Below are 13,479 nucleotides of genomic sequence, written 5' to 3'. Positions count from 1 at the left end.
AAGCGGTGGCTGACAGAAGAGTCAAGTTTGCATTGTTATCCATTTTTTCGAATACTGCGCTGATCATATTTAAGATCATAGCAGGCATTCTGAGTGGTTCCGTCAGTATTATTTCCGAGGCGATCCACTCAAGCATGGACCTTGCCGCATCGATTGTCGCCTTTTTCTCGGTGAGACAGTCAACAAAGCCGGCGGATAAGGATCATCCCTACGGACATGGAAAGATCGAAAATATTTCGGGCCTTGTCGAAGGGCTTCTAATTTTTGTTGCAGCGGCACTGATTATTATTGAAGCTATTAAGAAAATATTTGAGCCTTCCGAGATTGAACAGGCAGCTGTTGCCATCGGAGTGATGCTGGTATCGGCGCTTGTCAATCTGGTTGTATCAAAAAAATTATATCAGGTGGGCAAAGAAGAGGAATCCATGGCCCTGGAAGCAGATGCACTTCACCTGAAAACCGATGTTTATACGTCGTTAGGCGTCGGCGTAGGAATCCTGCTGATTGAACTTACCGGAGTTGCCGCACTGGACTCCGTTGTCGCGGTTATTGTGGCTTTGCTGATCATCAAAGAAGCGTTTCACTTATGCAAAACAGCCTTTAACTTCCTTCTCGACTCGAAGCTCTCTGATGAAGAAGAAGCTGAGATTGAAAAGATCATTTCTGAGCACAGTCATCAATTCAGAGATTATCACAAGCTTAAAACAAGAAAATCAGGAAATATGAAACACATCGATTTTCACATTACGATCGATCACAACGTTACCGTCAAAGAAGCGCATGATATTATTGGAACCCTGAAAAAGGACATGAGTGACAAGTTGAAAAATACCCGCGTGAATATCCATCTTGACCCTTATTAAGATCAGAAAGATAAAGAGATAGACAAGTAAAAACATACGTAAAAGCTGCCACAAGACAGCATGATAAATCCGTTATGAGAATTTTTTTGGAACAATGGACAAATGAAAGAGAATTACAATAGTATAGGATACCTAGTATAAGGCCGGTTCGATCTGAACCGGCTTTTAATTATCGATTGTTGAATGTTTTCATCATTCTGTCACATTGCCTACACCTCATAGTCACAAACCTGTTGTACAATCACAAAAAAAGATTCCTGGAAAGGATGAAGACTGATGGGACCTAAGACCCCCAATACTCCCAATATTTCCAAGAAAAAAATAATTTTCATTGGCATGATTGCTATATTGTGCGTATCCCTTTTAACGTTAACAGCTTGCTCCTCACAGAAGACAGCGGAATCGGACAGCTCCAGTACTGTCCTGGACAGTACTGAGGGCCGTATCTCCGTTGAATATAATGATGAAGATACATATGCGGAATGGGATGATGCCAAGGCTTCGCATATTACTTTTTCAGGGGAATCCGTAAAGACAGAGGGAAGCGGAGTCAGCGTCGTCGATAACGTTATAACCATTCTATCTGCAGGTACGTATGTTGTCAGCGGCACAATTGCCGACGCTCAGATTATCGTCTACACCGAGGACAGCAAAACCGTTAGACTGATCCTGAATGGTGTCGATATGACCTGTTCAACCAGTGCACCTATTTATGTGCTGAAATCTGAGAAGACTGTCATTACCATGGCAGACGGCACAAAAAATACGCTGAAGGACGGCTCATCCTACACTTACTCGGATCCTAAAGAAGAGGAACCGAATGCAGTGATCTTCAGTAAAAGTGACCTGACGATTAATGGCAGCGGATCATTGAATATCAAAGCTAACTTCAAAAATGGCATAACGAGCAAAGATGAACTTAGGATCGTGAACGGCAACATTTCCATCAATGCCGTGAATAACGGGATCATTGGCCGTGACTTCATCGCCGTTAAAGATGGTAGTATCACGGTGAATGCAGGAGATGACGGGTTTAAATCTTCTAATGATGCGGATGCTGCTAAAGGCTTTATCCTGATCGAAGCAGGAACAATCCATATTGCCGCTGGTGAAGACGGGATGCAGGCAGAAACAAGCATTTGGTGCACAGACGGAACGATTGATATTACGTCCGGCGGAGGCAGCGCCAACAGCATTAATACAAAAACAAATTCAGGTATGATGAGACCCGGCGATGCCGCGGCCAAAGCAACTTCGACCGATGACAGTACGTCAACTGCCAGTATGAAAGGGTTCAAGGCCGGTTTGGCAATTACGATTGAAGGTGGTACGATCAGCATTGACTCGGCGGACGATGCGATCCATTCCAATGGCAGTTTAACGGTAAACAGCGGAAAGATTAATATTACAGCCGGTGATGACGGGATGCATTCCGATGCAACGCTGGATATTAACGCCGGAGAGGTTACGATTGCGAAATCCTATGAGGGAATTGAAAGTGCTGTGATCAATATCAATGGCGGGGATATGAACGTGAAGTCAAGCGACGATGGTATCAACGGTGCAGGCGGTACAGATTCTTCCTCAGTGAATGGCCGGCCGGGTCAAAATGATTTTGCGTCTTCGGGTGACTGCAGTATGAGTATCAATGGTGGTACCATCGTTGTTGATTCAGGCGGTGATGGGATTGATATCAACGGACCAGTCACCATGACCGATGGAAAGGTAATTGTCAACGGACCAACGGATAACGGCAACGGTGCTCTGGATTATACCGGATCATTCACCGTAACCGGCGGGTTCCTGGCAGCGGCAGGCAGCGCAGGCATGGCAGAGGCTCCGGATACGAATTCATCCCTCTACGCTTTGAACATTAACCTGCCGTCTGATCAGCAGGCCGGTACGATCGTCAGGATCGAAACTGCAGATGGAAAAGAAGTGCTTACTTTCGCGCCGACCAAAACGTTCCGGAACCTGGTCGTATGTTCATCGGAATTAACCAAAGGCACAACCTACAAGATTTATTATGGAGGAGGTTCAACAGGCACCTCTGCCAACGGTCTCTATTCAGGTGGAACCTATACGGCTGGAACATGCTACGAAGAGGTTGCGATTTCCGAGAAGGTTACGAGTGTCGGTTCCTATAGCGGAGGAATGGGCGGCAGAGCCGGGACCACTCAGCCTGGATCCGGTGGCGGGCCGGGAGGCGGAAGAGGCTTCAAACGATAGGAAGGTATACAGATAAGCTGATAGCGTAGATAGAATATTGAACCAAAAATATCCGATTAAAATAAGGCAGTAAAATATTAGAAAAGCCGATGATCATCAGAAACAAGAAACCTCCCGATTGCAGGGGGGTTCTTGTGTAAGCAAAGTCTATTATGAGTCAATATTGAATACAACGATCAGTAGCATTTTGAATTTCGCGGCAGCAAATATGGCGTGTGGGATAGCTGCAGGCATGACGATGGTCTGGCCTTTTTCCAGCACATGGTCCTGAGATCCGATCGTGATCCGGGCGCTGCCATCAAGGATGTAGACCATCGCATCTCCGCCAGAGGAGTGGGAGCTGATCTCTTCTCCCAGATCAAACGCAAAAAGTGTCAGACTTAAGGCTTTGTTCTGGGCCAGCGTTCTGCTGACGACCTGACCGTTCTGGTAATCTACCAAAGAAGCCATATCCAGAACTTTACCAAAATCAATGTTTTTAAGAAAATGTTTTTCCATAAGGATCACTTCCTTTTCTTTATTCACATATTCTTAAGCTTTATCCTGTATCTTATCCTGTATCTTATATTGTATCTGAAGTATTCCTTTGTCAAATGGGCCGGAATTATGTATTATTAGGATTATAGGATTTTATCCCCTTAATGTGGCGGCCTCTCAAAAGTTAAGAGAACAAATTACCCGAAAGGAAGTAAAGCATGGATTTTGATATTGTTCAAACCCTTTATATGTTACCCGGAATCATTATTGGTCTTACCTTTCATGAGTTTGCACACGCCCAGACCGCAGTGTGGTTCGGTGATGATACGCCCAGACTGCAGGGCAGGACGTCGCTTAACCCGTTGGTTCATATTGACATTATTGGATTTCTGATGCTGGTCATCGCCCATTTTGGCTGGGCTAAGCCTGTTCAGGTTGACACCAGCAATTTTAAAAACAGAAAAAGAGATGACATCCTGGTATCCCTGGCCGGACCGGTGATGAACTTGTTGCTTGCGGTATGTTTCGTGGTCCTGATATGGGCCACCAGTTATATTCCAGAAAGCGTCCTCGATAAAAATACTTTAAATATTCTGCAAACGATCTTTGTTAATGCGGTCTGGATGAATGTCGTCTTGTTTGTTTTTAACCTTCTACCAATCCCGCCGCTTGACGGTTCCCATGTTGTCTTTGGTTTGCTCGGTTTGAAAGACAGTAGTCTGTACAGCCAAATTTATCAGATGAGTACGTTTATCTTACTGATTTTGATTATTACAAATGTGATCAATATCGTGATCGGGCCGCCCATTGAGTATATCTATAAGTTTCTAATCAGTCCTTTACTTTGATAAAGATCGTTGCTTTTTAGAGCTTTAGGGTAGCATTTCCCAGATAATAGGGCTATAATAAGTTATGTCCATGCTATTTGTGGGTTTGTAGCTCAGCCGGTTAGAGCACCGTGTTCACATCGCGGGGGTCGTAGGTTCGAATCCTATCAAACCCACCAAATAAGAATTATTCTAAATTAAATAATATGACTGAGTCCGTTGGTAAAAGCGGATTTCCAGGTTTTTCAGAAGACAAAAAACATGTGGGCCTGAACGATAAATTAAACTAAATGTCCATAAAATTCCCTAAGTTTCCGTAAGTATTCGGTCAAAATTCGGTCAACAAAATAATAAGCTAGATTAAACTAAGAGAGCTAAAATAGCTCTCTTTTTATATATAAATTCTGTCATTATGCCGCCTATTTTGGCGATTTGGTTGTAGGAGGGCAGGGAAGCTCAGCTTGGAGTGCTGGAAATTATGGTAATAAAGTAAAAAAAGCTCTGGAATCACAGGCAAACGGAAGATTAATTGAAATTATTCGAGAGGCAGATTTCTATACTGCTCTGGGGATATAATATTTTTATTCAAGCTTTCTTGCTGAAAATTATATTCGTTTAATTGTTGGTCAAGATTTATTTATTCCGTTCCGATTTATTATATTTATTTACATAAGAAACTGCTCCATTTATACTAAAAGAAAGGGAGTTGATCCAAATGGACATTAACGAATCAATTCTAAGCGAATTGCAAGGCATTAACAAAAAACTTGAAAAGCTTGATAGCTTAGAAAAATCAGTCAAGAAAATTCAAAAAGACGTAACAAACATCAATTTGCACATTTCAAAAGGTGTATATGTAGATATTGAACGGCTGAAAAGCAGAGTAACAGAATTAGAAAAGAAAGTAATGTAACAGACTACTTTCTTTTTTATATTAATCTCGTTAAAATTACCCAAAAACGTTTAGGCCCGAATTCCTTATAGATCCGCATCAGGTGCCAGATTTGAAAATATATTTGGGGTTGAGCAGTTATACTAAAAATGTACTTTAGAATACCGCAAATTACTATAAGTATCCATAAGTTCCTAGTCAAAAACCTAGTCAGAAACCTAGGCAAAATAATAACTTAGAAAAACTAAGAGAGCTATTTCAGCTCTCTTTTGATATATAAAAATAACGAATATTTTGTAAGTGAAAAGACTTGTAACATTTTTAAGGACAAGACATATGTTATAGTGCGGGGGATCGTAAAGGTCAAAGCAGAAACTCAGTTCATTTATAAAGATGATTGGGGTTCTGCTTTTTTATGGCTAGAAAAGATTCTCAAGGATTTGCTAGAAACAAATTTAAGACAAAGAGGCATAAGCCGTTCAAAATCTCAAAAGGTATAATCCATCCCCTTGCTTACTTGCTCACCTTACAAGGTCATTTTACTCGCTTTTGCTTAAGATTTATTTCAGTAGTGGCTCAGTATTTGTCGTTTACCGATTTATTATATTTATTTACATATGACGCTGCTCCATTTATACTAATGGACAAAGGAGATGTTTGCCAAATGGATAAACTTGACTTAATCCTAGAAAAGTTATCATCTATGGATAGTAAAACAAACTCAATGGATGAAAAACTAGAATCCTTAGAAAAAGGACAAAAGGAAATGAAAAAAGAATTAAAACAAGATATTGCAGATATACATAAATATCTAAAGGTTGGCTTTGAAAAAGACATAAGCCGAATAAAAGACAGGGTGTCAAAATTAGAAGAGAAGGTAATATAAACCTTCTTTTTTTATGATCTGAAACCCCTTGAATTTGCTGGATTATTGAATATAGGCCAAATAAAAGAAGCACTGAGAGAAGGGAAGAGCATTGCAGGAGTAATCGCTAAATAAGGATTCGGTCAAAAATTGGGTCAAACTCTAGAAATCCACCAAAATTTTATACAATGAAACAAAGCTCCAGCTTAATTACCTGGAGTGTTTTACATTTGTTATTTTAGCAATCCTTTTACCCTTGAATTAATTGATCAGTTTGTATAGTATTCCATATGTAGGGTTCCAAGCTTCCTGCGTGCCAGAAATGAAGAAAAAAGGGGCTAAAGAACATGGATCTAAGAGAGCGGTTAATCGAAATATTCACAAAATTGGGATTTGATGAATACAGAGAAATCAAAGTTGATAACATTGTTTTTTCACAGGATGTATTCAATCAGTGCGCCAGAAATACCTGCGGGAATTTTGGAAAGAACCATGCCTGTCCGCCCGGAGCAGGTACGGAGGAGGAAAGAAAAGCCAGGGTTCAGAAATACGGTCACGCTTTCATTCTCTGCAAAATTATCTCGATCCGTTCCAGAAAAGAAATGAAGGAGTCGGTTGAGATTCTGGATAATCTGAACAAAGCGCTGCGGAAAGAATTCACTGCGGATGATGTTCTGATCATGGGCGCAGGTCCTTGCACATTGTGCGAGAAATGCTCGGCCCTTGAGGAAGAGCCCTGCCGCTTCCCGGACAAAAAGCAATATTCGATGGAAGGCAGCGGGATCGATGTCGTCCGGATGTCCATAGACCAGAATATGACGTATAACGCAGGAATGGGAAAAGTCGGTTTTTTCACGCTTGTGCTTTATAACCATTAAGGAAGATATTTGCCCTCAATAGCAGTTAATTGTTTTTTGAGGCGTTAACAAAGTAATTAAGAATTTAAAGAACACTGGGATTTCCTTTATTTTATTTGGGATGCTATAATATCCGGAGAAATATCTATCAGAAGATAATGATGGAAGATGTTGCAACCATTTTCAAATTGGAAAATGCTTAAAAGGTGGTATTGAGATGTTAGAACTGATAAATGTCGGCCTGACGTTAGACGATGACAAGGGAACAGATGTAGAAATTCTTGAGAACATCAGTCTCACCCTGGATAAGAAAAGAATTTACGTCATGACAGGTCCGAACGGGGGAGGAAAATCCTCGATCGCCAAAGTGATTATGGGTATTTACCAGCCTACGGCAGGGAAAATACTTTTGGATGGTACCGATATTACCGGTATGGGAATTACGGAAAGAGCACGACTGGGTATCGGCTATGCGTTTCAGTCACCGCCCCGTTTCAAAGGAATGAAGGTCCGCGATATTTTGAAGCTGGCTGCCGGTCCGGATAAAGAGGTAAATTCCTGTGATTTGCTTTATGATGTGGGTTTATGTGCGCAGGATTATTTGGACAGGGAAATTAATGCGAGCTTTTCGGGCGGGGAATTAAAGAGAGTTGAAATTGCCAGTATTTTAGCGCGCAACCTGAAAGTGGCTGTCTTTGATGAACCGGAAGCAGGGATTGACCTGTGGAGCTTCCAGAAGCTGACCGAGACGTTCCAAAATTTAAATAAAAAGTATGACACGACGATCGTGATTATCTCTCACCAGGAGAGGATTCTCCGTCTGGCCGACCAGGTTGTTTTAGTGTCCGACGGAAAAATCAGCGAAGTGACCACCAAGGCTAAAATTCTGGGTGAAATCGAGCTGCTGGATTCCAACTGCGAATGCAGAAATAACTGTACCATTGTAGGAGGAAAAGCCCAATGTTGAATGCGATCGATAAAAAAATTCTGGCTGAAGTCGCTGATTTGCATGAAATACCTCATGGAGCCTATAATATCCGTAAAAATGGTGAGAAAGCAGGACGAAATACGACTGCAAATATTGATATTATCACCAAGCAGGACAAGCCTGGCATTGATATCATTGTGAAACCCGGAACCAAAGGAGAAAGCGTGCATATTCCGGTTATTCTATCTGAAGGGATGGATGACCTCGTTTACAATACATTTGAAATTGGTGCCGACTCGGACGTTCTGATTGTGGCCGGCTGCGGGATTCATAACCCGGGAAGCAAGAAAGCCCAGCATGATGGCGTTCACGAATTTTTTGTTCGTAAGGGCGCCAAGATGAAGTATGTGGAAAAACACTACGGCGAAGGCGATGGCAGCGGGGAAAGGATTTTGAATCCGAAGACGATTATTGAAGTCGAAGAGGGCGGCGTGGCTGAGCTGGAAATGGTTCAGATTAGAGGTGTCGACCAAACCAAAAGGGATACGGAAGTGCGCCTGCACAAGAACGCGCGTCTGATTGTCATGGAAAGACTGCTGACTACCACCAACCAGAATGCCGAATCCAATATTACAGTTGAGCTGACAGGAGAAGATGCTGCCGCCCAGATCATTTCACGTTCCGTGGCGCAGGATAATTCCACCCAAGTTTTTCATTTGAATATGCGCGGCTATGCCCAATGCCGCGGACATATTCAATGTGATTCGATTATTATGGATCAAGCGAAAGTTTCTTCTATTCCGGAAATTTCGGCCTTCCATTCGGATGCTCAGCTGATCCATGAGGCGGCGATCGGCAGGATTGCAAACGATCAGCTGATCAAGCTGATGACGCTTGGCCTCACGGAAAAAGAAGCTGAAGATATGATTCTGCAGGGTTTTCTAGCCTAGTATCGAATGATAGGGTTATCTGATATAATACTAAGATTAAGTGATCTATCAATAGGGTGATTTGGAGTCTTTCTTAATAGATAAATTTGATCGGAGATGGGAAGATGCGCAAACTTTCTTGCTAAATGTGAAGTGAAAAGAGCGTTACGGAGTAAGCAGCAAGTGCTGCTGGCCTTGTGACGCCCACGGATGGGCTAATGCCGCGGTGCCAAGGATGGCAAGGAGCAGTAAGCCCACGGAGCAAGAAAGTTATAATCTTTTAAAGCAATCAAATTAAACCGACAGCATTCAGGATGTGCATTATGTTGACATTTTTTCTGCATATCAACTGCGTTCAAGGATATTTTGAGGCTGCAAGAATAAGCTTTCTTGCAGCCTTATTATTTTTACACAGTGAGGTGATCGCGATGGCGTTGATTAACATCGACCATTTAACGTTTTGCTATGACGGCAGTTATGACAATATTTTTGAAAATATATCTTTTCAGATCGATACGGACTGGAAACTTGGGTTCACTGGCCGGAACGGGCGCGGTAAAACGACCTTTTTGCAGCTGCTGTGCGGGAAATACCAGTACCGTGGAACAATTGAATCCCCCGTGTCTTTTGATTATTTTCCTTTTCAGGTTACCGATCCCAGTCAAAATGTCATTGAGGTAGTGGCAAGTATCTGCCCTGTTTTTGAACATTGGGAACTTCAGAAAGAATTGTCATTGCTCGAAGTCGCAGAGGATGTCCTGAAGCTGCCTTTTGCGGCCTTAAGCCAGGGGGAGCAGACCAAGGTTTTGCTTGCAGCACTGTTCATTAAACCCCACAACTTTCTTTTGATCGATGAACCGACCAACCATTTGGACATAGAGGGTAGGCGCGTTGTCGGGAAATATCTGAACAGGAAAACCGGCTTCATCCTGGTTTCGCATGACAGGGTTTTTCTGGACCGTTGTATCGACCATATCCTGACCATCAATAAAACCAATATTGAACTTCAAAAAGGCAATTTTTCAACGTGGTGGGTCAATAAAGAGAGAATGGACTCGTTTGAAACAGCGGAGAATGACAGGCTGCAGAAAGAGATCAAACAATTATCGGCAGCAGCCAGGCGGACGGCCAACTGGTCGGATAAAATCGAGAAAACCAAGAAGGGTACGCTGAACTCCGGCATCAAACCGGATAAAGGCTATATCGGCCACCAGGCGGCAAAAATGATGAAACGGTCCAAAGTGATCGAAGCTCGGCAGCAAAAGAACATCCAGACGAAAGAAAAACTTTTAAAAAATATCGAGCTGGCCGACAGCCTGAATATAAAACCCCTTTCACACCCGAAAAATACACTTGTGGAATTACGTGACCTGGCAATCTATTATGCGGACAGGAAGGTCTGCGAGAATGTTCATTTTACTGTAGAGAGAGGAGAGCGGGTGGCCTTAAGTGGCAGGAATGGCTGCGGCAAGTCCAGTGTTTTAAAGCTGCTGATTGGAGAAGATCTTGTCTTCAGCGGCAAGGTCAATATTGGAAGTAATCTAAGAATCTCCTATATTTCGCAGGATACCGCTTACCTGCAGGGTAGTCTGCGAAGTTTTGCGGAGCAGTACCAGATTGAGGAAAGCCGTTTTCTGACCATTCTGCACAAGCTCGATTTCTCAGGCGTTCAGTTCGAAAAAGATATGCGTATGTTCAGCGCAGGGCAGAAGAAAAAGGTGCTCCTGGCCAAAAGCCTCTGCGAGCAGGCCCATCTGTATATCTGGGATGAACCACTGAACTATATTGACGTTCTGTCCCGGATGCAGATTGAGGACCTCATTGTAAGATACCGGCCGACCCTGCTGTTTGTGGAGCATGATAGTGCGTTTGTGCAATCAGTGGCAACAAAATATATCAGGCTTTGATCGGTTGCCCTCGAACAAAATTTTTAGGGTCCTGAAGCACCGCGGATTTTCTGTTGACAAATAAGGTTTATTAGAATAGACTTACAAGTAGGTCTATTGAGATAAACCTTGGGGGTATCATGGAGAACTATAAATTATTTGATGCGGAGTATAAATTTGTCAGTATCGTCTGGGAAAAAGAACCGGTGAATTCGACTGAGCTTGCACGGCTTTCTTTGGAAAGACTGGGCTGGAAGAAGTCAACCACTTACACGGTTTTGCGAAAACTATGTGAACGGGGCATTTTAGACAATGCTGATGCAGTAGTCACTTCACTTGTTAAAAAGGAAGAAGTGCAGAAGTATGAAAGCCAATCTTTAATTGAAAAAAATTTTGAAGGTTCTCTGCCGCAGTTTTTAACAGCATTTCTCGATCGGAAAAAGCTTACAGCTAAGGAAGCTGAAGAACTGAAAAGAATTATTGAGGAGGCGATGCAATGAACAGCTTGATGACAGTTTTCAGTACTGTTGTCGGTATGAGCATGACAGCTTCCTATGTGGCTCTCGGTGTGATCCTGATTCGCCTGCTTCTGAAAAGGGTACCGAAAATCTTTTCTTATTTGTTATGGCTGGCGGTTTTCTTCAGACTGGTTTGTCCTGGTTCATTTACCTCGGTTTTCAGTTTCCTAAACGTTGTCAAACCCGCCATGCTGCCTGATGCTTTGCCTGAGACGCTGGTGATGGCAGGCCTTGAGAACATAAATTATGCGATAAACGGTACAGTAGACAGCTCAGTTGGCAGTACGCTGCCTCTGGACGCAGTAATGGGTGTAAGTCCGCTTTCTATGATGATGTTAACTGGTAGCATGGTCTGGATTACCGGAGTGATGGTGCTGCTGATTTGGAATATTTTTTCCTATTTTAAAATTGCAGGAAAGATCAAAACGGCTACGCTGCTGGATGCTTCTTTACCGCATATTTACGAGACAGATCAAATCAGCACGCCGTTTGTTTTTGGCTTTAGGAGACCGAGAATTTATTTGCCTGCAGGCATTTCGTCCCGGGAATTACCCTATGTATTGGCGCATGAAACGGTACATATTAAGAGACGCGATTATCTGATTAAACCGGCGGCATTTCTGCTTCTAATCATCCATTGGTTTAATCCGCTGATGTGGCTCTGCTTTGCGCTGATGGTTAAGGACATGGAAATGTCCTGCGATGAAACGGTTATCAGAAACAAGGGGCAAGAGATCAAAGCGGATTATTCCAATTCCCTGCTGGCGTTGGCAGTTCAGAAGAACAGCTTTTGGCAGGCTACCCCTTTAGCTTTCGGTGAAAACAATATTAAAGAGAGAATCAAAAATGTGATCCATTACAGAAAGCCCCGTGTTTGGATTGGCGCGGCTATAATTATCGTGATCACGGCGTTGATGATTGGATTCATAGCGAACCCGATAAATGGGACGGCTACAGGGCAGAAAACGTACTCAGGCTACGCGGTCGATAAATTACTGGCCAACAAAACACCGTATGTAGGCAATGCGAGCAAGGTTATCGCGCTGATTGACGCGATGCCTTTGCCGGAAGGGGTTGTCCGGGATAAAGTTGAGTTGCAGACGTCCGCTGAGCCATATGGCATAACCATTAATTATCGGATTAATAACGCTTCGGCGATTACGGCAGAAGACGGAATCATCGGAAATGTGTTTGACCGCAATGCCATTTTGCTCTTTGCTTTGGTGGACAACGTCCAAATCATTAACATTCGATTTGCCGACAGTACTGGGCAATTGGAAGGGTATAGCTGGTCAAAGTCAAGGAGCCGGATTGAGCAGGTCATGCAAGGAGATGTACGTCTTTATTCCGACAATATCGGAAAGCTGAAAGAACTGATTGACCGCTTGAGCAGCGTCTATGTCAGTTATGGATATACAGATGGGAATACAGTAGCCAATAATGCGAATAAGGTTAAAAATTGTCTGGAGAAGATCATGACATCACCAATGGCTTCCTCAAATCCCTATGATTATTTGAATGCGCATCCGGCAGAGGTTGAAACAATTATTGCCATGGATGAAAAAGCACTGCCTTACCTATTCTCCGAATTTGCAAAAGGCGGGCAGACAGGCTTAAAGGGAAGTCTTATGGAGATCCTATGCCGAAAGATCCTTGGCAGTGAGGATATCAAATATGCCAGTACGAATCATCAGGACTGGTATGATTCCTATAAGAAACATATCCAGGAGATAACAGATAAAAATAGTTTGGTCTGGGTGCAGGATCATTATCCGAAAGGTGTACTTATTTTGGGGGGAGAACAGAATTAACTAATTTTGGTCTTGTTCCAAACAACCTTTTCTTTAGAAAAGGGATGATGCTCATTTATATATTCAGAATGGGACAACCTACATTGAAAATTTGCCGTTTTTGAAATCTACTATACTAGTGTAGTAAACTTCAAAAACGGCAAATTTTCAAGATATCCATCCAAACGAATACCACAAAAAAACCACCGGATCGAAATGTTCGAACGCAGTGGTTTTTTTGTGTTTGGCTTTGCGGTTGCAAGGGTTTAGATCTTTGGCTCCGGCTCCTTTTTTGGGAGGGATGATTTGCGTGCCCATTTTAACCTTGAAGAAAGCACGCGGGAATTTGGTTTTTGGTTTCTTGTTCACAGAAACACCTCCTGAAAATAATTGCTGCAACGATATCAACGATATGAAG

At 42.7% G+C, this 13,479-nt stretch carries 13 protein-coding genes and 1 tRNA gene; 12 read left to right on the top strand and 2 right to left on the bottom strand.

Features of this window, described 5'->3' with window-relative positions:
- The first annotated feature begins 5 nt into the window (after positions 1-5).
- Positions 6-863, top strand: coding sequence for a cation diffusion facilitator family transporter (locus DHBDCA_RS11065; RefSeq protein WP_015044298.1), 858 nt, complete (start codon positions 6-8; stop codon positions 861-863).
- A gap of 276 nt (positions 864-1,139) precedes the next feature.
- Entirely contained in the window at positions 1,140-3,092 is a 1,953-nt protein-coding gene (locus DHBDCA_RS11060) for a carbohydrate-binding domain-containing protein (RefSeq protein WP_015044297.1), read from the top strand.
- A 150-nt stretch (positions 3,093-3,242) separates the two neighbouring features.
- On the opposite strand, the gene DHBDCA_RS11055 is transcribed toward DHBDCA_RS11060, so the two are convergent.
- Positions 3,243-3,590 (bottom strand): cupin domain-containing protein, encoded by a 348-nt coding sequence (locus DHBDCA_RS11055; RefSeq protein ID WP_015044295.1) that lies wholly within the window; start codon positions 3,588-3,590, stop codon positions 3,243-3,245.
- A 197-nt stretch (positions 3,591-3,787) separates the two neighbouring features.
- On the opposite strand from DHBDCA_RS11055, the gene DHBDCA_RS11050 reads away from it, so the two are divergent.
- The 10 genes from DHBDCA_RS11050 (at position 3,788) to DHBDCA_RS11005 (ending at position 13,082) form a co-directional block, all read left to right on the top strand.
- Positions 3,788-4,417, top strand: coding sequence for a site-2 protease family protein (locus DHBDCA_RS11050; RefSeq protein ID WP_015044294.1), 630 nt, complete (start codon positions 3,788-3,790; stop codon positions 4,415-4,417).
- 81 nt (positions 4,418-4,498) lie between these two features.
- Positions 4,499-4,575: transfer RNA gene (locus tag DHBDCA_RS11045), tRNA-Val, on the top strand.
- 536 nt (positions 4,576-5,111) lie between these two features.
- Positions 5,112-5,309: a hypothetical protein gene (locus DHBDCA_RS11040; RefSeq protein WP_015044292.1), complete on the top strand. Its 198-nt coding sequence runs from the start codon at positions 5,112-5,114 to the stop codon at positions 5,307-5,309.
- Between the two features lie 394 nt (positions 5,310-5,703).
- Entirely contained in the window at positions 5,704-6,174 is a 471-nt protein-coding gene (locus DHBDCA_RS15825; RefSeq protein WP_242824898.1) for a hypothetical protein, read from the top strand.
- Between the two features lie 326 nt (positions 6,175-6,500).
- A complete protein-coding gene (locus tag DHBDCA_RS11030) occupies positions 6,501-7,031 on the top strand; it encodes a DUF2284 domain-containing protein (protein WP_015044289.1) in 531 nt (176 codons plus the stop codon).
- A gap of 196 nt (positions 7,032-7,227) precedes the next feature.
- Positions 7,228-7,977 carry an ABC transporter ATP-binding protein gene (locus tag DHBDCA_RS11025; RefSeq protein WP_015044288.1) on the top strand — a complete coding sequence of 250 codons (750 nt, stop codon included), beginning with the start codon at positions 7,228-7,230 and terminating at the stop codon, positions 7,975-7,977.
- Entirely contained in the window at positions 7,971-8,888 is a 918-nt protein-coding gene (locus DHBDCA_RS11020) for a SufB/SufD family protein (protein ID WP_015044287.1), read from the top strand. The genes DHBDCA_RS11025 and DHBDCA_RS11020 overlap by 7 nt, the downstream gene beginning before the upstream one ends.
- A 407-nt stretch (positions 8,889-9,295) precedes the next feature.
- Positions 9,296-10,774: a ribosomal protection-like ABC-F family protein gene (gene abc-f, locus DHBDCA_RS11015; RefSeq protein WP_167967865.1), complete on the top strand. Its 1,479-nt coding sequence runs from the start codon at positions 9,296-9,298 to the stop codon at positions 10,772-10,774.
- Between the two features lie 119 nt (positions 10,775-10,893).
- A complete protein-coding gene (locus DHBDCA_RS11010; protein ID WP_015044285.1) occupies positions 10,894-11,253 on the top strand; it encodes a BlaI/MecI/CopY family transcriptional regulator in 360 nt (119 codons plus the stop codon).
- Entirely contained in the window at positions 11,250-13,082 is a 1,833-nt protein-coding gene (locus DHBDCA_RS11005) for a M56 family metallopeptidase (RefSeq protein ID WP_015044284.1), read from the top strand. Before DHBDCA_RS11010 ends, DHBDCA_RS11005 begins: the two co-directional genes overlap by 4 nt.
- A 147-nt stretch (positions 13,083-13,229) precedes the next feature.
- Here the strand turns inward: DHBDCA_RS11005 and DHBDCA_RS15285 are convergent, their stop codons facing one another.
- Positions 13,230-13,430 (bottom strand): hypothetical protein, encoded by a 201-nt coding sequence (locus DHBDCA_RS15285; protein WP_015045365.1) that lies wholly within the window; start codon positions 13,428-13,430, stop codon positions 13,230-13,232.
- Positions 13,431-13,479 lie beyond the last annotated feature (49 nt).

This window comes from Dehalobacter sp. DCA (assembly GCF_000305775.1).
In the GTDB taxonomy this organism is placed as follows: Bacteria; Bacillota; Desulfitobacteriia; order Desulfitobacteriales; family Syntrophobotulaceae; genus Dehalobacter; species Dehalobacter alkaniphilus.
Note: the sequence above shows the minus strand (reverse complement) of the source record. Positions and strands in the feature narration are given on the sequence as shown.

Excerpts from the sequence above, each read along its gene's own strand:
- DHBDCA_RS11060 (WP_015044297.1), top strand. The coding sequence starts at position 1,140 with ATGGGACCTAAGACCCCCAATACTCCCAATATTTCCAAGAAAAAAATA.
- DHBDCA_RS11055 (WP_015044295.1), bottom strand. The coding sequence starts at position 3,590 with ATGGAAAAACATTTTCTTAAAAACATTGATTTTGGTAAAGTTCTGGAT.
- DHBDCA_RS11050 (WP_015044294.1), top strand. The coding sequence starts at position 3,788 with ATGGATTTTGATATTGTTCAAACCCTTTATATGTTACCCGGAATCATT.
- DHBDCA_RS11040 (WP_015044292.1), top strand. The coding sequence starts at position 5,112 with ATGGACATTAACGAATCAATTCTAAGCGAATTGCAAGGCATTAACAAA.
- DHBDCA_RS15825 (WP_242824898.1), top strand. The coding sequence starts at position 5,704 with ATGGCTAGAAAAGATTCTCAAGGATTTGCTAGAAACAAATTTAAGACA.
- DHBDCA_RS11030 (WP_015044289.1), top strand. The coding sequence starts at position 6,501 with ATGGATCTAAGAGAGCGGTTAATCGAAATATTCACAAAATTGGGATTT.
- DHBDCA_RS11025 (WP_015044288.1), top strand. The coding sequence starts at position 7,228 with ATGTTAGAACTGATAAATGTCGGCCTGACGTTAGACGATGACAAGGGA.
- DHBDCA_RS11020 (WP_015044287.1), top strand. The coding sequence starts at position 7,971 with ATGTTGAATGCGATCGATAAAAAAATTCTGGCTGAAGTCGCTGATTTG.
- abc-f (WP_167967865.1), top strand. The coding sequence starts at position 9,296 with ATGGCGTTGATTAACATCGACCATTTAACGTTTTGCTATGACGGCAGT.
- DHBDCA_RS11010 (WP_015044285.1), top strand. The coding sequence starts at position 10,894 with ATGGAGAACTATAAATTATTTGATGCGGAGTATAAATTTGTCAGTATC.
- DHBDCA_RS11005 (WP_015044284.1), top strand. The coding sequence starts at position 11,250 with ATGAACAGCTTGATGACAGTTTTCAGTACTGTTGTCGGTATGAGCATG.